This window comes from Paenibacillus sp. CH40, assembly GCF_024213605.1.
Lineage (GTDB): Bacteria > Bacillota > Bacilli > Paenibacillales > Paenibacillaceae > Paenibacillus > Paenibacillus polymyxa_B.
Genome location: NZ_JANAVQ010000008.1, coordinates 166,160 through 185,189 on the forward strand (window position 1 = coordinate 166,160; position 19,030 = coordinate 185,189).

Genomic DNA, 19,030 nt, shown 5'->3' on the forward strand with positions numbered 1-19,030 from the left:
CACAGAAACTCTACATTATAATGATCAATATAGAAGGCTTCTACTTAGTTATTAATTTCAGCGGGTTGTATCATTTACACCATATGATTTCATATGTACCTAATTCCTTCTGTCATTTTGTTCGGGACAGCAGGAATAAAAAATACGGAGCTCCTACCACAGCAACCACCACACCTGCGGGAATCGCATTCGGCTGAAACACCGAACGCCCAATCGTGTCTGCGGTGACCAGAATGACGACCCCGACCAAACAAGCTACTGGCAGCAAATGCTGGTACATCGGCCCAACCAGACGGCGAGCCAGATGAGGTGCAATCAGCCCAATAAAACCGATGCCTCCGGCCATGGATACGCTGGCACTGGATAGAGCCACGGCTGCGCCCAGCAGTAATAGGCGCTGGCGCTTCACACTTGTGCCGATTCCAGCTGCGGTCTCGTCGCCCAACGACAGGTTGTTCAGACTACGCGTCTGCGACAGAACGTAGGGTAAAACAATGACTATCCAAGGCAGCAAAGCCGCTGCATGTATCCAGTCCCGGCCCCAAACGCTGCCAGCCAACCAACGTGCAGTAAATGCGTACGTATCCTCATCCAACCGCAACGACCAATACAGCGTTATGGCGCTAAGACCCGAGGCTACACCGATGCCGGACAAAATCAGACGCACGGGCACGATTCCTCTGCTGCGGCTATAGGACAACAAAACAATCAGCACGGCCGCAATGACACCTCCTGCAAAGGTAAACAAGGGGATCAGAACGGCGGCTGATCCGTCCAGATCGCGAAAAAAGCTAATGAACATTACCAGCCCCAACGCAGCCCCTGCGTGAAGTCCCAGAACTCCGGGATCAGCGAGTGCGTTCCGTGACAAGCCTTGCATGACCGCCCCGGCTGCACCTAGTCCCGCTCCAGCCAGCACCGTTACAGCAATACGAGGCAGACGATACTCGAACAGAACGATATGATCACGTCCACTGCCACCGCCAAACAACGTATCCAGCACGCGTAGCGGTGGAATACGAATCGTTCCGGTATTCAAACCCAAAACAAGGACGGCAAAGCTGATCCCCGCCAATACCAAACAAACGAGCCAAGCCTTTGTCGTCCTTGTATCCCCGGTCCCTAAAGAGCGTCTCACTATAAATCCCTCCTTTCCTTACGGGCGAGAAAGAGGAAAAAGGGTACTCCGATAAAAGACACCATAATTCCGATTGCTAGCTCCTCTGGTGGATTTGCCATTCTCGCTCCCAAATCTGCTAGCACCAGTAGCACGGCTCCCAATAACGCAGACAGCGGCACGATCTGGCGATAATCCACACCGATTAGCTTGCGAGCGATATGTGGGATAACCAAACCTACAAAGCCGATGGCTCCGGCAGCCGATACAGAGAGTCCAGCCAGTACTACTACAGTCAGCAGACCCAAAAGCCGGATACGCCTGAGATTCAACCCAAGGTTTAACGCCACCTCATCGCCCATCGAAATCAGCGAAATGGAACGTGCCAGCCCCATAGACCAGGCGATCACCATAAGTAAAATCGGTGCAAGAATCTCAAGCTGCGACCATTTAATCCCGGCTACACCACCCGCATACCAGAAGGCTAAATCCTGACTTAGATCAAAATAAATCGCAATCCCCGAAGTCATGGAACCTAACAAGGCAGCCGTCACAGCTCCAGACACCGTCAATCTCATAGGTGTCAATCCTCCCGGTGCAGATGCTCCCAGACCAAATACTAGTAAGGTACTCATCAGCGCCCCCAGGAACGACAATACAATTAACGTCCCATAAGGTAGATTGGGGAAAAAGGCAAAACTCACAGCAACTACAAACATCGCTCCTGCGTTAATGCCCAGCACACCTGTATCTCCCAGCGGGTTGCGTGTAATACCCTGAATCAGAGAGCCTGCCACCGCCAGCGCAGCTCCAATAATAGCTGCACCCAGTACACGCGGTAATCTCAGCTCGTGAATGATCTGATGTGTCATTAGCGAACGATCATAGTGAAATACTGCCGACCACACGGTGCTTACGGTCAAGTCCTTGGCTCCAAAAGAAATGGCGGCGAATATGGCCAAAGCCAACAATACAGCCGAAGCTGTGAACAACAACGCCTGCCGAATCCTACCCGCTCGAAGAACTGGAGGTGCTATTATGACTACTTTAGGAACTTCCCTCTCTGTCAGATCTGTATGTTTGTCCATGCTGTCTTTAGACTGCATTTGGTGAGGTCACTCCCTCCGTACCTGAAAATCATCACATCTTTCATAACGATAATGATAATTATTATCAACTTGATACATAATAGCATGTTTTTATGACATTGCAAGCCAAAAACTGTTCCCCCTGAGGAGGAACAGTTTTTAGATATATCTATGTGAGATCGCTACACGGATGACTCCAAGTAACTCTCCGTTTAGTACGTAGGCCAGCCTGCCGAATCCCATTTCAAATCACTAATCAGAAGCTTTGGATTTCCACCGTCAGTGGCATCATAGGCATGACGTGCAATCACACTGTTGTTATAGACAGATTGTCCACCCGGTCCCTTCCAACGGTCATTCCCCGCATCCAGTATCGTTCCACCGCCATCCATCAAGCTTTTTCCGCTCTTGTCCACATACGGTCCGGTAATACTAGTAGAGCGACCGTAAATAATCTTATAATTACTGTCTACGCCTTTGCAGCAGTTATCAATGGAAGCAAATAGATAATAATAGCCGTCGCGGTATGTAACATGTGGCGCTTCCAAACCACCAGCCGTACGCTTGGCGATAGAATAGATCTGGCCCGTAGGCTTCATCGTATTTTTGTCCAGTCGAGTCACTTTCAAGCCTGAATTCCATGAACCAAAGGAAAGCCACGGGTTACCTGAAGCGTCAATGACGAGATTCGGGTCAATGGCATTGTAATCGTTAGCATCCGTCGTACGCAGCACTAGTCCATCATCTCTCCAGCTCCCCGCGCCAATACTCGTTGCGGAGGCTAGTCCGATAGCCGAGGTCCGGGCACCAAAAGTAGAAATGGAATAGTACAGCCATACCCGTCCATTATACTTTTGAGCATCCGGTGCCCATACATCGTTAGGCTTTTGCTTAGGTACATACGATTTCCACCATGATGGCGGCGACAGGAATATTTGCGGCAATCTGTAAAAATTGCGTCCGTCGTCCGATCTTTGAACCTGTATCCCCTGCCCTGTGGAGAAAATATACCATGCGTTGCCTTCCTTCGTAATAGACGGATCATGCACTGCCACATCGCCAGTTAACGCCCAATGCTCTGCAGATGCAGATGGCATCACTGACAGCATTAAAGCAGCCGAGGTTACAGCAGCAAACGCCGTTCGGGTCAATTTACTCTGTACTGATTTTTTCCATGCTTTCAACATTCTTTCGCACCTCCGAATGAGTATCTTATAATGAAATTCAGGTGACACACCTATTACATTAGTGTTTATACTTATGAAGTTACCCATATATTAACCTATCATATTCACTTTTGTAAACGCTTTATTTTAAATAAAAAGAAATTTATAAACTATGTATTATACATAAAAAGGAGCCCGTAGGCTCCTTTTCAAATTAACATATTAAATAGATTTTCGTTTTTGTTCAGTTCCGTATATTTAAGCCCCTTGCGGTTCATTCGTTCAATTAAAGGAAGATAGTCTTCCTTGTGGAACAGCTCAATGCCGACAAGAGCTGGTCCATTTTCCTTATCATTCTTTTTCGTATATTCAAACCTAGTAATATCGTCGTCCGGTCCAAGCACATCCTGTAGAAACTCACGCAGTGCCCCGGCTCTTTGCGGGAAATTCACCATAAAATAATGCTTCAGTCCTTCGTAAATTAGGGACCGTTCCTTAATCTCCTGCATACGATCTATATCGTTGTTACCACCGCTGACGATACAGACAACCGTTTTGCCTTGAATTTGCTCGCGATACAGATCAAGTGCTGCCACAGGCAGTGAACCCGCAGGCTCCACAACAATCGCATTTTCATTATACAACTCCAGAATCGCGGTACATGCTTTGCCTTCCGGTACCTTCACAATATCGTCCAAGGTGTGTTTACAAATATCGTATGTCAGCTGACCCACACGCTTCACCGCAGCTCCGTCAACAAACTTGTCTATTTGATCCAGTGTAACGACCTTGCGCAAACGCATCGCTTCCGTCATCGACGCCGCGCCGAGGGGCTCCACGCCAATTACCTTGGTGGACGGACTCACGGTTTTAACATACGTACCTACGCCTGCCGCCAAACCGCCGCCGCCAATCGTTACGAACACATAGTCCATAGGTGTATCTAGGCTCTCCATCACTTCCATCGCAATCGTACCATTGCCCGCAATAATTTTCGGCTGATCGAACGGATGGATGAAGGTCATTGCCTGCTCGCTGCACACCTTCATGGCCTCATCATAAGCATCGTCAAACGTGTCTCCGGTCAGAATGACCTCTACACTGTTACCGCCAAAGCGACGAACCTGCTTCACCTTCTGATTAGGCGTTGTACTCGGCATAAATATTTTACCGTGGATACCAAGTGCATTACATGAAAAAGCCACACCTTGCGCATGATTCCCCGCACTCGCACACACGATGCCTTTTTCCATTTGCTCAGGGGTCAAGCTGCGGATCATGTTGTAAGCTCCACGGATTTTAAAGGACCGCACGACTTGGAGATCCTCTCTTTTCAGATACACATTACAGTTATATTTGGCCGATAGGACGGCATCCCTCTGTAAAGGTGTACGTACAATCACCTCACGCAGCATATGATGCGCTCGTACAATATCCTCCATGCCAACGGCTGACGCCATGGCCGGGTCAGTTTTCTGGGTTTCTGTTGGTTCCATAGGTTCTCCACGCTCCGCCTGAATATTTCTGTATTTGAAATCTTTCAAATATCATACCACGTTTACCCATAGCTTGTGCAGATGATAGTCATGAAAATGAGAATGAAAATCAATCGAATCTAAAAAAAAGGCAGACCGGGACAATGCCCGATCAGCCTTTTCTGACGTTGCACATTTCTTGTACTCCATTGCTCTATTTAATACCTTTCCGATTATCCTTTTACTCCGCCTGCCGTCATCCCTTCAATAAAATAACGCTGGAAGAACAGGAACACGACGAGAATCGGTAAAATAGCCAAAACGGACCCCGCGATCAGCACATCATAATTGTTGCCATATGGCGTCAGCAGACTGGACAGTCCAATTGGCAGTGTCAGCATGTCGTTGGTACGCAATACAATCATCGGCCAGAGGAAGTTATTCCAACTGTTCATCGCCTGCAAAATAGCCATTGCTGCAAATGCAGGCGCCATCAGAGGCATCATAATCCGTACGAAAATGCCATATTCTGAACAGCCGTCAACCCGCGCAGCATCCATGAAGTCCTTGGGAACACCACTCAAATATTGACGGAAGAAAAAGATCGGGATCGGCGCGACGACGAATGGTAGAATTACACCCCATACCGTATTGATCAGCTTCATGCCGATCATTAGCTTGTAGAGCGGCAGCATGATAATTTCTACCGGGATCATCATCACGACCAGCACCAGTGTGAAAATCACATTTTTCAATCTAAAACGGTACATCTCCAGACCATAGCCTACCATCGCGGACAATATCAGACATAACACCGTAAACAAGACGGTAATGACAATACTGTTCCAATACCATTGAAAATAATCCGTCGTCCCCTGAAAGATGAACGCATAGTTTTTCAGGGACATGATGTCCCACTCCAGCTTAAGATTCAATCCGTAGCGCAATAGCTCCGTCGATGGCTTGAACGAGGCAAGCGTCACAGCAAATAGCGGAAACAGGGCAAACCCGGCAAATAGAATAAACAGGACAACGAGCAATGCGGATAACGAGCCTTTTTGTTTCTGAGCCATCGCTTAATCCTCCTTCCGGAACATGCCGAAAAATTTGAGCTGGATCAGGTTCAGCACTAGTGTAAATACGAGCAATACAATGCCCACCGCAGCTCCGAAGCCCATACTGTTCTGCTCTAGACCTTGGCGATAGAGATAGCCAACAATTGTTAAACCAATATCGTTCGGGGAGTTATTTCCGTTCCACAACATGTAGCTCTCCGTGAACATGGACAACCCCGCATAAATGCTAATCGTAAATACGTAGATCGTTACTGGTTTCAGCATAGGAATCGTAATCCGCCAAAATGAATCAAAACGACTGGCTCCATCAATCTGCGCAGCCTCATACAACTCAGGAGGAATGTTCTGGAGTCCCGACATGTAGTACAACATATTTACGCCCAACCATCTCCACAAGGCCAGCACAATCAACGCTAAAAAGCCGGTGTTCGCATTCATTAGCCATTTGTAAGGCTCCAGACCGAATACCCCCAACAGGGAGTTCATCAGCGAACCATCCAACTCCCCGAACATGAGGCGGAAGATCGTTCCTGCTACCACCACCGAGGTTAGTGCAGGTATAAACATCACGGAGCGAAACAACCCTCTGCCCGGCATTTTAGGCGAATTCAGCAATACTGCCAATACCAGCGGCAGAGGAATCAGCACGACTAGTGTAAGCAGCGTATACAGGACGCTATTCAATATCGCCTTTCCAAACGTAGGATTGATTAAGTCCTTATAATTTTCCAGTCCAACATAAGTTGTTATCCCTGGCAGGACTTCCTGAAAGCTCATAATGACCGTCGAGATGACTGGATAGGCAAAAAATAGCGCAAAGGACAGTAAAAATGGAAGGACAAACACATACGGTGCCGTACGGCTAGAATGAATAAAGCGACTCCATCGGCTTCTGGTCGGACGCTGAGGTTGTGGCGGCTGACCTGTCGGTACATTAGCGTTCGTATGAACGGGCGTTGCCATGAATCTCACTCCCTTTCCTGTTGGGGTCTATCTCAGTTCATCTGCCAGCTCATGTAGCACCGTGGCTGGATCTTCGCCATTCTGTAGTGTCCGATAAAGTATTTTATTGCGCACAGCACTGGCAATATCAGGTGTTTTCGGTCCGATATGCACTGCATTGATTTCATCTTTGACTTCGATGAGCGTGTCAAAAATATTCGTTCCGAAATACTCCGTAAATTTATTCTTGGCTTTGGCTTCCGGCATGGTCCACACTTCACTGCGGATGGGATCAAAACCAAGCTGCTTCCAGATCTCCACATTCCCTTGCTTGGATAGCTTGGCAAAAGCTAGAAAGCGCATCGCCAGATCCTGGTGCTCTGATTGGTTCGTGACTACTGTTCCGGTTCCGCCCATACCCGCTGAGCGAAAACCGCCTTTTTCCCACGCTGGCATGGGTCTGATGATAATTTTGCCTTTTAGGTCAGGCATGTAATCCGTAAAACGTCCCATATACCACATCGGCATCCATACCGAAGCGGCCCCACCTTTGTTCATAAATCCGTAGTATTCCTCCATGTGATGCCCGCCGCCCGGTGCGGGAATAGCGATTTTGTCTTTTATCATCTGTTGAAGAAACTCGAGTGTTTTAATATTGGTTTCGTTATCCAACGTCAACTCGCCCTTGTCATCCAGAAAATCTGAATTTTGCTGGGAGATCATCGGCCAATAGCTCCACAGGTCATTCGTTTCTAAGGTCGCCATTGGCTTGCCTGTTTTCGCCAGTACTTGCTTGCCTGCAGCAGCATAGTCTGCCCAGGTGACGATGGAATCCGGGTTTACCCCCGCTTGATCCATTATCTCTTTATTGTAATACATCACTTCGGCCCCAACGTGGAAGTCAATGCCGTAGTACTTACCGTCTTTGCCGTAAATCTGTACTCTGGAAGGCACAATGTTATTGATCTCGGGGTCAATCACCGGATTGAGCGGGACCAGCTGCGGTATTCCTTTGAGGAAATTACCGATCTTGTTCACCTCGATATCCGCGATATCCGGCGCTCCCACCCCCGATTGCAGCGCAATCGACAGCTTGCTGTGATGGTTATCATAGGGGAATGTATTCGCTTTCAAATTAATCAGTTCATCAGGGTGCTGTTGGTTCCATTGGTCAGCCATTTGCAGAAAAAACTTCTCATGCAGTTCATTGAACGTCCATAATACAAGTTCTGTTCCCGGCCCATCCTTTTCATCGGTCTTGAAAGAACAGCCTTGCAGCAGTCCAGCCATCAAAACCACCGCCATAAGCATCAAAGCCATGCTTTTTCTTCGCAGCAGCATATCCTTCCCCCTTCGCATGATGAAATCCTAATTCATAAATGATTGCGCTTTCTTTTATTATTTAACATCAATACAAATTAGTTTACAACAACATTATTTATAAAATATTTATTTTCAATGCAGATTAGCGTCCCCCTTGCATTATAGGGGGAAAATGAATTGTATGAGGCTATGATGATTTTTGCATAAAAAAACGACCCAATTCCAATTGAAACTCGGAATTAGGTCGCGCTTTTTAAATTATTCTTGCGAATGTGCTGCTTCGTCCTTTACTTCTTCCCGAAATGATCTAATACTTTCTTTACGACGATTATTTTTTTCTTCGATCTGCTTACGCTCCTCGTTGCTGATTTCAGAGGAAAATTCGTTTAGATATCCTTCAGCTTCATGCAGGTTCTGCTGTGTGTTCTGAATACTTTGTTGCAAATGTTCAACATTGTCGGCTCGATTATCTGGTTTTGCCATTCGTTTGTCGCCTCCTAATAATGGGGTCGCTCAGTAGAGCGCTAATCCGTAGCTTGATCGCTATCGAATGATTTTATGCATTCTTGTAGCAATTAATAAAATAGAGTAACTTAGATTACATTATTCAGTTATATTGAAGTTGGAAAAAAGAAAAGGGAGCAACCTGTTATATGGAAACGAGTAAGCTAGACCCGCTAGAAGATATTCCAAAGGGACGATTAGCTACTCTTCTTGAAGTGCTGGGGGTGTCTACAAAGTTAGGTCTAACCTCCTTTGGAGGGCCGGTTGCACATCTAGGGTACTTTCATAATGAGTACATACGCCGTCGAAAGTGGATAGATGAACAAAGTTACGCCGATCTTGTAGCGCTCTGCCAGTTCCTCCCCGGTCCGGCCAGCAGTCAGGTTGGCATTGGAATTGGAGTTGTAAGAGCAGGATTACTTGGCGGATTGTTAGCCTGGATTGGTTTTACACTGCCGTCGCTCCTTCTGTTGGTTGCGTTTGCTTTCCTGCTTCAAGGATACGATATAGCGAGTGCGGGGTGGATTCATGGACTGAAGATCGTAGCAGTAGCGATTGTGGCCCATGCTATTCTGGGGATGGGACACAAGTTGACGCCTGATCGGGATAGAGCAACAATCGCCGTGATTGCCGCCGTGATTACATTGTCCTGGCATACAGCTTACAGCCAAATTCTCATCATTGTTGCTGCCGGTATCGTTGGCTTATGGCTCTATCGAAAGAAAAAGGCAGAGATTACGTCTAATCTTCAAATTGCGGTTAGTCGTACTTTTGCGGTCTGTTCCTTGGTTCTATTTTGTGCACTGCTTGTGGCACTTCCGCTTGTCACACCCTCGGAGGAAGTGGGATGGTTAACGCTGTTTGATAGCTTTTATCGTTCAGGCTCTCTGGTATTTGGCGGGGGGCACGTCGTACTGCCGCTTCTGGAACGAGAAGTTGTTCCAACAGGATGGGTTAGCCAAGAGGATTTCTTGGCAGGTTACGGAGCTACGCAAGCAGTGCCAGGGCCGTTGTTCACATTTGCAGGTTACCTTGGAGCTATCGCTGGGGGAGTACCAGGAGCAGTGGTTGCCACTCTCGCCATTTTCTTACCGGCATTTCTTCTTGTTGTCGGTGCACTCCCGTTTTGGAATGGATTAAGAAACAACCCGAAAATCCAAGGAGCTTTAGTGGGGATTAATGCAGCCGTGGTTGGTATTTTGATGGCTGCGCTGTATGATCCACTTTGGACTACCGCCATCTTGAAACCGATGGATTTTGCCCTGGCGATCATTTTGTTTATGATGCTGGTCTTTTGGAAGCTTCCGCCTTGGGTGGTTGTTCTTGCGGGCGCAGCGGGAGGAATATTACTGGGGTAAGTGTAAGCCCAATAGGAGACATGGCGGGCAAAAGCATCCGGGTCAATAGATCCGACCTTCTATGTGCGAGTGAAAAAGCCGACTGCTTGAAAGCAATCGGCTCTCTGTAGAGAAACCTTAGCCAGGTCACTCGCCCTATTCCTCACATTTTTAAATTTAGTGCTTATACCTGCTCTCCACTCGGGTTAAAATGCTCCCCAAACCAACGTCCTGCGGCTTCGGCCTCAGTACGGGTCAATTGATGACCATTGCGTTCCCAATACGCATTCACCTGCGCACCAGCACCTTCCAGTAAAGCTTGCAGCTCACGGGATTCCGTGACCGGAACGATCGGGTCATTTTCACCGGAAGACAGAAATACAGGGATACCGTTTAAATCAGGCAAATTCAGCCCACGCAGCGGCACCATCGCATGATGCAGAATAGCTCCACGCAGCGCTTTTGCATCGTGAAAGAGCATACTGGCCGCTATGTTTGCTCCATTGGAATAGCCAAGAGCCACAACGTTGTTACGGTCAAAATCGTATTGCTCCGCAGCTGAATCCACGAATTCGCTCAGCTCCTTGGTACGGAATACAAGATCCTCAATATCGAACACGCCTTCTGCCAAACGGCGAAAGAAACGTGGCATCCCATTTTCCAGCACATTTCCTCTTACGCCTAACACAGACGCTCCCGGTGCTACCATCTCAGCCAATGGAATCAGATCCTGTTCGTTCCCGCCAGTACCATGCAACAGCAAAATAACCGGGGCTTGCGGATGAGTTCCTTTACGAAATACGTGTTTCATATCTATTCTCTCCTTTAAATTAACTTTAAATTAAGAATCTTATTTTTGTATAAATTGATTATAGCCCATTTCACTGCTTTATACAAACATAATTGACCTCGTTAATTTTTTCTAAAATGATGTCTTGTTCCATTGACATGTAGTATAGCTGTATTTTACTATGGTGTTAGATATTTAGAATATTATCTAAATATCTAAAGGAGGAAATGTATTTTGAACGATGCCTTCAAAGCTTTGGCTGATCCGACCCGGCGTACAATCTTGCAGCTTTTAAAGGAAAAAAGCATGAGCGCAGGCGAAGTAGCTGAACATTTTCAAATTAGCAAACCCAGCATCTCCCACCATCTCAATATCCTGAAGCAGGCTGGGCTGGTGCTGGATGAACGACAGGGGCAAAACATTATCTACACCCTGCATACAACGGTTGTGGCGGATGTGATCGGTTGGATGTTCAGTATCGCCCACTCCGATACCCCTGCGAAAAAAAATAGGAACCATATTAAGGATGGGGAGGAATCTGAATGAAATTTCGAACACCTTGGAGCTTGACGGATGTTTTGACAACTTTGATTGCCTTATCACCCGCCATAGGCGCTATACTGCTGTACGACCGACTTCCCAATGTTCTAGCCTCGCATATTAACTTTAACAATACAGCAGACGGGTATACGAGCAAAAGTGGTTCTATTATCATGCTCGTGTTGTTGGGCCTAGTCCCGCTGGTCATTCGATTGGCTCGCCACATGGACCCCAACAGAGCTAATTATGAGAAATTTTCAAAAGCCTATGAAGTTACGCGTATAGGTACTTCCCTGATCCTCGCTATAGCTGGTTGGGGAATGCTGCTGTATAACCTGAACATACGACTGCAAATGAATACTATAATTTTGGGGATAATAGGCCTGCTGCTGATGGTGATGGGTAATTTTCTGACTCAGGTACAGCCGAACTATACCTTCGGTATCCGCACGCCGTGGACTCTGTCTAACCCCGAGGTGTGGCGTAAAACGCACCGTTTCGGCGGACCTATGATGATGCTCGGTGGTGCTTCGGGTTTGGTAGCGGCATGGGTCGGTGGAGTGGCCGGGACGGTCATTTTTCTCACCGGGCTGGGTATATCCGTCGTCACCCCCATCCTCTACTCCTTCCTCCTGCATCGCAAATTAAATCAACAGTAGGATACAGGACGTGGTAACTCTGTCCAAACGGACAAAAGCGTATGAGATGATCCCAATGCATAAATAAAAAAAGAACCTCCCATCCACGATTAACGTAGAATAGGAGGTTCTTTGTACATTTAATCTTTAATATTAGAACAGCAGCTTATCGGGATGCGTGCCTACACGCTCATCCAGATGAAGACCATTGATTCGTTCAATATCCTCAGCCGTCAATTCAAAGTCGAATAAATCAGCATTTTCGCGAATACGATGCGGGGTTACAGATTTGGGAATCGTCACAATCCCCCGATCCAGATGCCAACGCAAAATAACCTGCGAAGAGGTTTTACCGTATTTGGCAGCAATCTCAACGATGTCCGCTTGCTCGGTTAATTTCCCCTTCATCAGTGGACTCCACGATTCAAGCTGAATCTGGTGCTCCCGGCAGTATTGATGCAGTTCTTGTTGAGTCAGACGAGGGTGAAGCTCCACTTGGTTGATGACAGGAACCATGTTGCTGTCTTTGAGGAGGTCTTCGAGATGGTGAACTTGGAAGTTACTAACTCCGATAGCGCGTACGCTTCCTTCTTCATACAGTCGTTCGAATGCCTTCCAGGTTTCCTTGTACTTATCCTTGCCAGGCCAATGAATGAGATACAGATCAATAATATCCAGACCCAGCCGCTTACGGCTTTCCTCAAAGGCGCGCAGTGTTGAATCGTAGCCCTGATCCTGATTCCATAGCTTGGTGGTTACAAACAGATTTTCTCTAGACGTCCCACTATCACGAATGGCTTGTCCAACCAGTTCCTCGTTACCGTAGATCGCCGCTGTATCAATGTGACGGTAACCGACCTCAATAGCTGTTTTGACCGCTTCGTAGACCTCATTGCCTTCCGCCTTGTAAGTACCAAAACCGAGCCAAGGCATCTGAACTCCGTTATTCAGTACAGTTGTATCCGCAATGTTCCCCATGTCTATTCCTCCTGTTCCTGATTATGAAGTATCCAACGGGATGATTACAGTTTAGTTGCATCCTGAAAAGCATTCACTTGAAGCGGAGCAGCCAACAATTCTTTAGCCGCGGCAACAAATGCCTGGAAATGGGCAGAATTATTATGGAAATCTACAGCAGCAGCATCTTTCCACTCTTCAACCATCGTAAATGCGTTGGGATCATTCAGATCCTGCATTAACGTGTAGCGTACATTGCCTTCTTCAGCTTGGGATGCGCTGATCAGCCCTTCGGTTTGTTGCAAAAAAGCCTCTCTTTTTTCAGGTAAAACTTTCATATCGGCATGAATAATAATCATTTTATGTTCCTCCTCGTATTATGTAACTATTTCTATTATAGACCATTCTTTCGAAAGAATAAAAGTGCGGGCGTTTCTGTAATACAGTAAAATAGATCGTATGGGGGAGAAGATCAGCAGATCCGTTCCTCCTATATTTTGTTTAACGGCGGTGAAGGCATGTGCGTTTTCAGACAAAACTAATGGTATTTATATCCCTTTTAGTACTGGTAGTTACCGGGCTGTTGGGATTATCCTTTCGATATATGATTACCTCCGCTCTATATGATGAAATCGGAGAAAGGGCGCTCACCGTCGCCAATACCCTCGCCGTAGATGCGCAGGTCAGAGACGCTCTGGAGCAGACTGAGACGACGCAATTGCGTTCGCGTATCAACGAGGTCATAAAACCTGTCCAAGCCAGCAGCGGCGCTGATTTTATTACTATTGCTGATCGTCATCTCATCCGGCAGTGGCATGTAAACCCGGAGCGCATCGGCACGCCTATGATTGACCCCATGAATGATAAGGTACTGCAAGGGCAGTCCTTTATCACTGAATCGACGGGCTCTCTCGGACCGTCAATACGCGCCAAAACAGCCGTTTATGATACGCAAGGTAAGGCCATCGGGCTCGTCTCTGTAGGTTTTTTAATGACAGATGTGCAGCAAAATATTCGTACATACACATATGCATGGCTCTGGTTTATGGTGGGCGCGCTGATGATCGGCATATTGGGAAGCCTGGTTATAGCGCAACGGGTACGCCGCGCACTGCATGGACTGGAGCCAGTGGAGATCGGACGGCTGTACCAGGAAAAGCAAGCTATTATTGAGTCCATCGGCGAAGGGATTATCGCGGTTAATAGTAACGGACAAATCACACTTGCCAATCCACAGGCAGCTCGCTTGATCGGACTCCCGCCGGAAACCTCTATCTACGGATGCGACCTTCGTCACTTGACAGGTGTTCCGGATGTACTGATTGATATGCTTGTTGCCGATTACACAGTAGAGCATTCAACGATGGGGCCAGATCAGGGACAGGACATATGGAATAAGGAAATTGAGGTCCAGCAGCGAATTGTAGTCGTCAGCCGTGTGCCGATCCAGGATCGTTCCGGTCGCATCATGGGCACGGTTGCCAGTCTGCGTGACAAGACCGAACTGCTCCACATGACACAACAGTTGACAGAGGTCAAAGATTACGCGGAAGTACTGCGATCACAAACACACGAATACGCCAATCGGCTGTATCTCATATCCGGCCTGATTCAGTTGGAGTGTTATGACGAAGCGGTGGACTTTATCACCCAGGAATCTGAGGAATATCGTGTACACAGGCCGATTGCCACAGCTCTCCTGCCCGATTCAATTATCGCCAGCCTACTGATCGGTAAGAAGAAACAGGCGCTGGAAAAAGGGGTTTTACTCCATTCTGATATTAAAGGAGCATTCTCAACCCAGTCCCCTACGTTGGAGTGGTCCTTTCTCGCTTCCATAGCCGGAAACCTGCTGGACAATGCCATGGAAGCTGTTGCGATGTCCTCCATCTCTGACGGACAGGTCTGGTTTCGGCTTGAAGAAACGACTGAAGCCATCATCGTCGAAGTTGCGGATAACGGATCGGGAATTTCGGACGATATCCAAGAAAAGTTGTTTGTCAGAGGAGCTTCGACCAAAGCAAAAGCAGGACATGGATATGGCCTTGCTCTCGTGCTGGAGTACACTGAACGAATGGGCGGCTCTATAGAAGTGCACAAACGTCCTGGTGGAGGAAGTATTTTTGAGGTATACATTCCTTTACATAGAACAGATACGAGTAATGATGCAAAAGGAGGTTATGCCCATGAATGAGCGGGTTTTATCGGACATTGAGGTTCTTATTATTGAAGACGATCCGCGAATTGCGGAGATTAACCGCCGATTTATTGAAAAGGTGGACGGGTTCACCGTATGTGCAATCGCGACGAACGAATTTGAGGCAAAACTTCAACTGGACGTGCTCCGTCCTCCTCTAGTCGTGCTGGATGTTTATTTTCCTGATACGGATGGTCTAACCCTGCTATCGTTCATCAAGCAACACTATCCGGGTACAGATGTTATTATGCTGACTGCCGCCAAAGAAGCTGAAACAGTGGTACAAGCCGTTCGAGCAGGCGTGTTTGATTTTATCGTAAAGCCGCTTATATTCGAGAGATTGCGTGCGACCTTGGAGGAATATGCCCGGTTTCGGCGACAAATCACAACATGGCAAGAGGAACAATCCACAGTCGAGCAATCTGAAATTGACAGTTTGCTTCAAAGCGCGGGCACCGGTCGGATGGCGGGGAACGGAGTCGGAGAACTATGGGCCAAAGGCATCGATAAAGTAACTTGCGACAAAGTGCTAGATCTCCTGAATCGACGGGGTGAGGTGACTACAGGTACAGTGGGAATCGAGCTGGGTATGAGCCGTTCTACAGCCAGAAGGTATCTGGAGTATTTAGTGGAAAGTGGCGACGCGCACCACGATCAGGTGTACGGAACCGTCGGCAGACCGGAGCGTATCTATCGCCGACAGCGGAGGGATGCATAAACCATCCAACTCTGATGTCCTGGTACTTCCCCCTCCTCCTATTCATAATTTTATTGAATTTAATTCACTTAATCGATCAAAACGGTTTAAATAACCACATTATTTACGTCCTCCTTCCCGATTGCTAGAATGATCAACAGTTAGTTGATTGATAATGATTATCAGTTTCTCTGATAATCATACTGGAACGGGGGATAACATATGGCAACACCGAAACAACCACTGCGCACAGGTATGCTGCTTGCAGCGGTCCTGGCACTACTGACGGTCATTATGGCGGGATGTGGAAGCCAGTCACAAGATAACAGCGCAGTAGCACCTCAAGCAACAGGCGACACTCGAATCATTAAACATGAGATGGGAGAAACCAAAGTTACAGGTACACCCAAAAGAATCGTAACCCTGGAATTCTCTTTTGTCGATGCCACAACCCAACTGGGCGTAACTCCTGTCGGTATAGCTCAGGAAAATGACGATGATATTGATGGGCTGCTCGGCAAGAAAATCGACTTCACACCAGTAGGCACACGCAAACAGCCAAACCTGGAAACGATCAGCTCCTTGAAGCCGGATTTGATTATTGCTGATCTGAATCGTCATAAAAGCATATACAAAGAACTTAGTGAGATTGCTCCGACCATTGTTCTAAAGAGCCGCAATTCCTCCTATGAACAAAACTTGGCATCCTTCGGTGTCATCGCCGATGCGTTGGGTGAGAAGGAAAAAGGCGAGCAAATTCTCGCTACGCATAAAGCTACAATGGAAAAGTTGAAAGAAGGCATCAAAGCTGGTGAGCCACGCAGCGTATTGCTAGGGGTATTCCGTTCTGATTCACTATCGGCTCACGGCGCTTCATCCTTTGATGGACAACTACTGGAGCAAGCGGGTATCCACAATGCCCTTCAAAATACAAGCGAGCCTACCGTCAAGCTGACGCTGGAGCAAATTTCACAAGCGGATCCTGATGTGATCTTTTTGGTGGAAGCCGATGAGAAGCTGATTGCGGAATGGAAGCAAAACCCGCTTTGGCAAAACATTACGGCCGTCAAAAAAGGGGAAGTTTACGAAGTAAACCGGGCACTGTGGACCCGGTACCGTGGACTCGGCTCAGCCGAAAAAATACTGGAGCAAGCCATTTCGCTTCTGTATCCCGCGCAAAGTAAAGGAGACGGCTCCCGTTGATCGGACAAGCCTCACGCGACCGGCTGAATAAGCCGGTCTTCTTTGCACTTATCGCTGCGTTGCTGGCTGGATTGCTGCTTAGCGTGGCGATTGGCCCAGTCAGGATGGACATCCCCACCATGCTGACTGCGCTGTTCACTGAGCATCCGTCTAAGGATCAGCTCATTGTCTTGACGGTACGCCTACCGCGTGCCGTTATTGGCCTAATCGTCGGGGCCGGGCTTGCCGTGGCTGGAGCCCTGATGCAGGCCATCACACGCAACCCGCTGGCTTCGCCGCAGGTATTCGGGGTCAGCTCAGGCGCTTCGCTGGCTGTCGTGCTGTCCATCGTGCTGCTGCCGAATATCGGATCGTCCGGCAGCATTTATTTTGCTTTTGCCGGGGCCATCGCAGGCGGCTCCTTCGTATACGCGCTGGCCGGAACGGCGGGCATGACGCCGGTCAAGCTGGCCCTTGCCGGGATGGCCGTGCATCTGTTGCTGGCCTCCATCACCCAAGGACTGCTCGTGTTCAACGAGCAAATATCTGATGTGCTGTATTGGCTCGCCGGAGCCATCGACGGGTCCACTTGGGCCGACACGCGTCTGGTGCTACCATGGTTCGCCGTGGGTATGATTCTTGCGCTGGCGCTGGCCCCCTCGCTATCTGTGCTGAGCCTCGGGACGGAGGTCGCACAGGGATTGGGACAAAACGTACGTCTTGTCCGTCTACTGGCCTCGGCCTCAGTGATTATGCTGGCAGGCTCTGCCATAGCGGTAGCCGGGTCCATCGGCTTTGTGGGCCTGATGGTACCGAATATCATCAAGATGTTTACAGGCGACAATTACAAACGGGTCATTCCCCTGTCTGCAATCTGCGGAGCTCTGCTGCTGACATATGCAGACATGCTTGGACGATTTATTGCATTTCCTTATGAATCACCCGTTGGCATTGTAACCGCGCTGGTGGGTGCGCCCTTCTTTTTATATCTGGCGCATAAGAACGGGAGGGCTTCACGATGAAAAAACTGTGGATTTTACTCGCGCTCATGCTGGGTGTTGCTTTTATAGCTATAGGCGTGGGCAGCACCTACATTACGCCCTCTGAGCTGATCAAGGCTCTGACAGACCGGAGTGCCTCTTCCTGGTTCATCGTTCATCATTATCGGCTGCCACGCGGTCTGCTGGCCATCATGGCCGGAGCTGGGCTGGCAGTAGCCGGTGTTCTGCTGCAAGGCATGATCCGCAACCCGCTAGCCTCGCCAGATGTGGTAGGTGTATCCAAGGGGGCCGGCTTTGCGGCGGTTCTCGTCATCGTGCTGCTTCCCTCATCCCCAGTGGCACTGCTGCCTGTAGCCGCCTTTGTCGGGGCTGGGCTAGCTGCACTGTTGCTCGTACAGCTTTCGATGAAGGGAGGCATGCGTCCCAATATGCTAGCCTTGACCGGACTGGCGGTGGGCGCTATTTTTCAGGCTGCGACCGATTATATACTGGTCAAGTATCCACTCGAAGCCAGCGACACGCTCACTTGGCTAGCTGGAAGTCTGTGGGGCAAAGGCTGGGACGAAGTGTATGGGCTACTGCCGTGGTTAATCGTGTTGCTGCCTCTCGCCTATACACTACAGCGCAAGCTGGACATTATGAGCCTAGATGAGGAAAGCTCCGCTGGGCTGGGACTTAGCGTGAAGCGTGTGCGTACAGGACTGCTAGCCGTGTCAGTCGCCTTGGCTGCCTCCTGTGTCGCTGCCATCGGCTCCATCGGATTTATTGGACTGCTGGCACCGCATCTGGCACGGCGGTTATTTGGCAATCGCCACCGCTATCTATTGCCCGGTTCGGCGATGATCGGCGCCCTGATTCTCGTCCTTGCTGACGCGCTGGGACGAGGTCTGAAGCCGCCGCTCGAAATTCCCGCTGGCATCGTGACAGCCGTCATTGGCGCGCCATATTTTCTGTATCTATTGCTGCGGGAACGCAAACAAAAAGACAGCGGATAGGATGA

At 48.5% G+C, this 19,030-nt stretch carries 19 protein-coding genes; 8 read left to right on the plus strand and 11 right to left on the minus strand.

The features are described 5' to 3' along the window. Window positions 1-112: 112 nt before the first annotated feature. The 8 genes from NLX73_RS20710 to tlp form a co-directional block, all read right to left on the minus strand. Window positions 113-1,138 carry a FecCD family ABC transporter permease gene (locus tag NLX73_RS20710; RefSeq protein ID WP_254327211.1) on the minus strand — a complete coding sequence of 342 codons (1,026 nt, stop codon included), beginning with the start codon at window positions 1,136-1,138 and terminating at the stop codon, window positions 113-115. Beyond that, window positions 1,138-2,157: a FecCD family ABC transporter permease gene (locus NLX73_RS20715; protein ID WP_483311711.1), complete on the minus strand. Its 1,020-nt coding sequence runs from the start codon at window positions 2,155-2,157 to the stop codon at window positions 1,138-1,140. Before NLX73_RS20715 ends, NLX73_RS20710 begins: the two co-directional genes overlap by 1 nt. A 260-nt stretch (window positions 2,158-2,417) precedes the next feature. Further along, a complete protein-coding gene (abnA, locus tag NLX73_RS20720) occupies window positions 2,418-3,392 on the minus strand; it encodes an arabinan endo-1,5-alpha-L-arabinosidase AbnA (RefSeq protein WP_250259370.1) in 975 nt (324 codons plus the stop codon). Window positions 3,393-3,580: 188 nt separating this feature from the next. Next, on the minus strand, window positions 3,581-4,867 hold the full coding sequence (gene ilvA / locus NLX73_RS20725) for a threonine ammonia-lyase IlvA (protein WP_061830889.1): 1,287 nt from the start codon (window positions 4,865-4,867) through the stop codon (window positions 3,581-3,583). 212 nt (window positions 4,868-5,079) lie between these two features. Further along, window positions 5,080-5,919: a carbohydrate ABC transporter permease gene (locus tag NLX73_RS20730; RefSeq protein ID WP_029517136.1), complete on the minus strand. Its 840-nt coding sequence runs from the start codon at window positions 5,917-5,919 to the stop codon at window positions 5,080-5,082. 3 nt (window positions 5,920-5,922) lie between these two features. Beyond that, window positions 5,923-6,885, minus strand: a complete 963-nt coding sequence (locus NLX73_RS20735) for a carbohydrate ABC transporter permease (RefSeq protein ID WP_023987071.1) — start codon at window positions 6,883-6,885, stop codon at window positions 5,923-5,925. 27 nt (window positions 6,886-6,912) lie between these two features. After that, window positions 6,913-8,205, minus strand: coding sequence for an ABC transporter substrate-binding protein (locus NLX73_RS20740; RefSeq protein WP_254327213.1), 1,293 nt, complete (start codon window positions 8,203-8,205; stop codon window positions 6,913-6,915). Between the two features lie 240 nt (window positions 8,206-8,445). Next, window positions 8,446-8,670 carry a small acid-soluble spore protein Tlp gene (gene tlp / locus NLX73_RS20745; RefSeq protein ID WP_013308822.1) on the minus strand — a complete coding sequence of 75 codons (225 nt, stop codon included), beginning with the start codon at window positions 8,668-8,670 and terminating at the stop codon, window positions 8,446-8,448. A 170-nt stretch (window positions 8,671-8,840) separates the two neighbouring features. Here tlp and NLX73_RS20750 point away from each other — a divergent pair, with 170 nt between their 5' ends. Next, window positions 8,841-10,049: a chromate transporter gene (locus NLX73_RS20750; RefSeq protein ID WP_254327214.1), complete on the plus strand. Its 1,209-nt coding sequence runs from the start codon at window positions 8,841-8,843 to the stop codon at window positions 10,047-10,049. 163 nt (window positions 10,050-10,212) lie between these two features. Here NLX73_RS20750 and NLX73_RS20755 read toward each other — a convergent pair whose 3' ends face one another. Continuing rightward, window positions 10,213-10,839, minus strand: a complete 627-nt coding sequence (locus NLX73_RS20755) for an alpha/beta hydrolase (RefSeq protein ID WP_254327215.1) — start codon at window positions 10,837-10,839, stop codon at window positions 10,213-10,215. 213 nt (window positions 10,840-11,052) lie between these two features. On the opposite strand from NLX73_RS20755, the gene NLX73_RS20760 reads away from it, so the two are divergent. After that, window positions 11,053-11,364 (plus strand): autorepressor SdpR family transcription factor, encoded by a 312-nt coding sequence (locus NLX73_RS20760; protein ID WP_025676831.1) that lies wholly within the window; start codon window positions 11,053-11,055, stop codon window positions 11,362-11,364. Continuing rightward, window positions 11,361-12,017 (plus strand): SdpI family protein, encoded by a 657-nt coding sequence (locus tag NLX73_RS20765; protein WP_254327216.1) that lies wholly within the window; start codon window positions 11,361-11,363, stop codon window positions 12,015-12,017. Before NLX73_RS20760 ends, NLX73_RS20765 begins: the two co-directional genes overlap by 4 nt. Before the next feature lie 132 nt (window positions 12,018-12,149). Here NLX73_RS20765 and NLX73_RS20770 read toward each other — a convergent pair whose 3' ends face one another. Beyond that, window positions 12,150-12,974: an aldo/keto reductase gene (locus NLX73_RS20770; RefSeq protein ID WP_235307288.1), complete on the minus strand. Its 825-nt coding sequence runs from the start codon at window positions 12,972-12,974 to the stop codon at window positions 12,150-12,152. 44 nt (window positions 12,975-13,018) lie between these two features. Next, window positions 13,019-13,312, minus strand: a complete 294-nt coding sequence (locus NLX73_RS20775; RefSeq protein WP_250259376.1) for a putative quinol monooxygenase — start codon at window positions 13,310-13,312, stop codon at window positions 13,019-13,021. Window positions 13,313-13,473: 161 nt separating this feature from the next. Between NLX73_RS20775 and NLX73_RS20780 the strand changes: the two genes are divergently transcribed. The 5 genes from NLX73_RS20780 to NLX73_RS20800 all read left to right on the plus strand — a co-directional run bounded on the left by NLX73_RS20780 (window position 13,474) and on the right by NLX73_RS20800 (window position 19,025). Beyond that, the gene (locus NLX73_RS20780; protein WP_254327217.1) at window positions 13,474-15,147 is read left to right on the plus strand and encodes an ATP-binding protein; all 1,674 of its coding nucleotides are present in this window, start codon (window positions 13,474-13,476) and stop codon (window positions 15,145-15,147) included. Next, window positions 15,140-15,868 (plus strand): response regulator, encoded by a 729-nt coding sequence (locus NLX73_RS20785; protein ID WP_023987065.1) that lies wholly within the window; start codon window positions 15,140-15,142, stop codon window positions 15,866-15,868. Before NLX73_RS20780 ends, NLX73_RS20785 begins: the two co-directional genes overlap by 8 nt. Before the next feature lie 201 nt (window positions 15,869-16,069). Next, window positions 16,070-17,050, plus strand: a complete 981-nt coding sequence (locus NLX73_RS20790) for an ABC transporter substrate-binding protein (protein ID WP_069291128.1) — start codon at window positions 16,070-16,072, stop codon at window positions 17,048-17,050. Beyond that, the gene (locus NLX73_RS20795) at window positions 17,047-18,051 is read left to right on the plus strand and encodes a FecCD family ABC transporter permease (protein ID WP_254327218.1); all 1,005 of its coding nucleotides are present in this window, start codon (window positions 17,047-17,049) and stop codon (window positions 18,049-18,051) included. Before NLX73_RS20790 ends, NLX73_RS20795 begins: the two co-directional genes overlap by 4 nt. Next, window positions 18,048-19,025 carry a FecCD family ABC transporter permease gene (locus tag NLX73_RS20800; protein WP_069291126.1) on the plus strand — a complete coding sequence of 326 codons (978 nt, stop codon included), beginning with the start codon at window positions 18,048-18,050 and terminating at the stop codon, window positions 19,023-19,025. Before NLX73_RS20795 ends, NLX73_RS20800 begins: the two co-directional genes overlap by 4 nt. The last annotated feature ends 5 nt before the right edge of the window (window positions 19,026-19,030 follow it).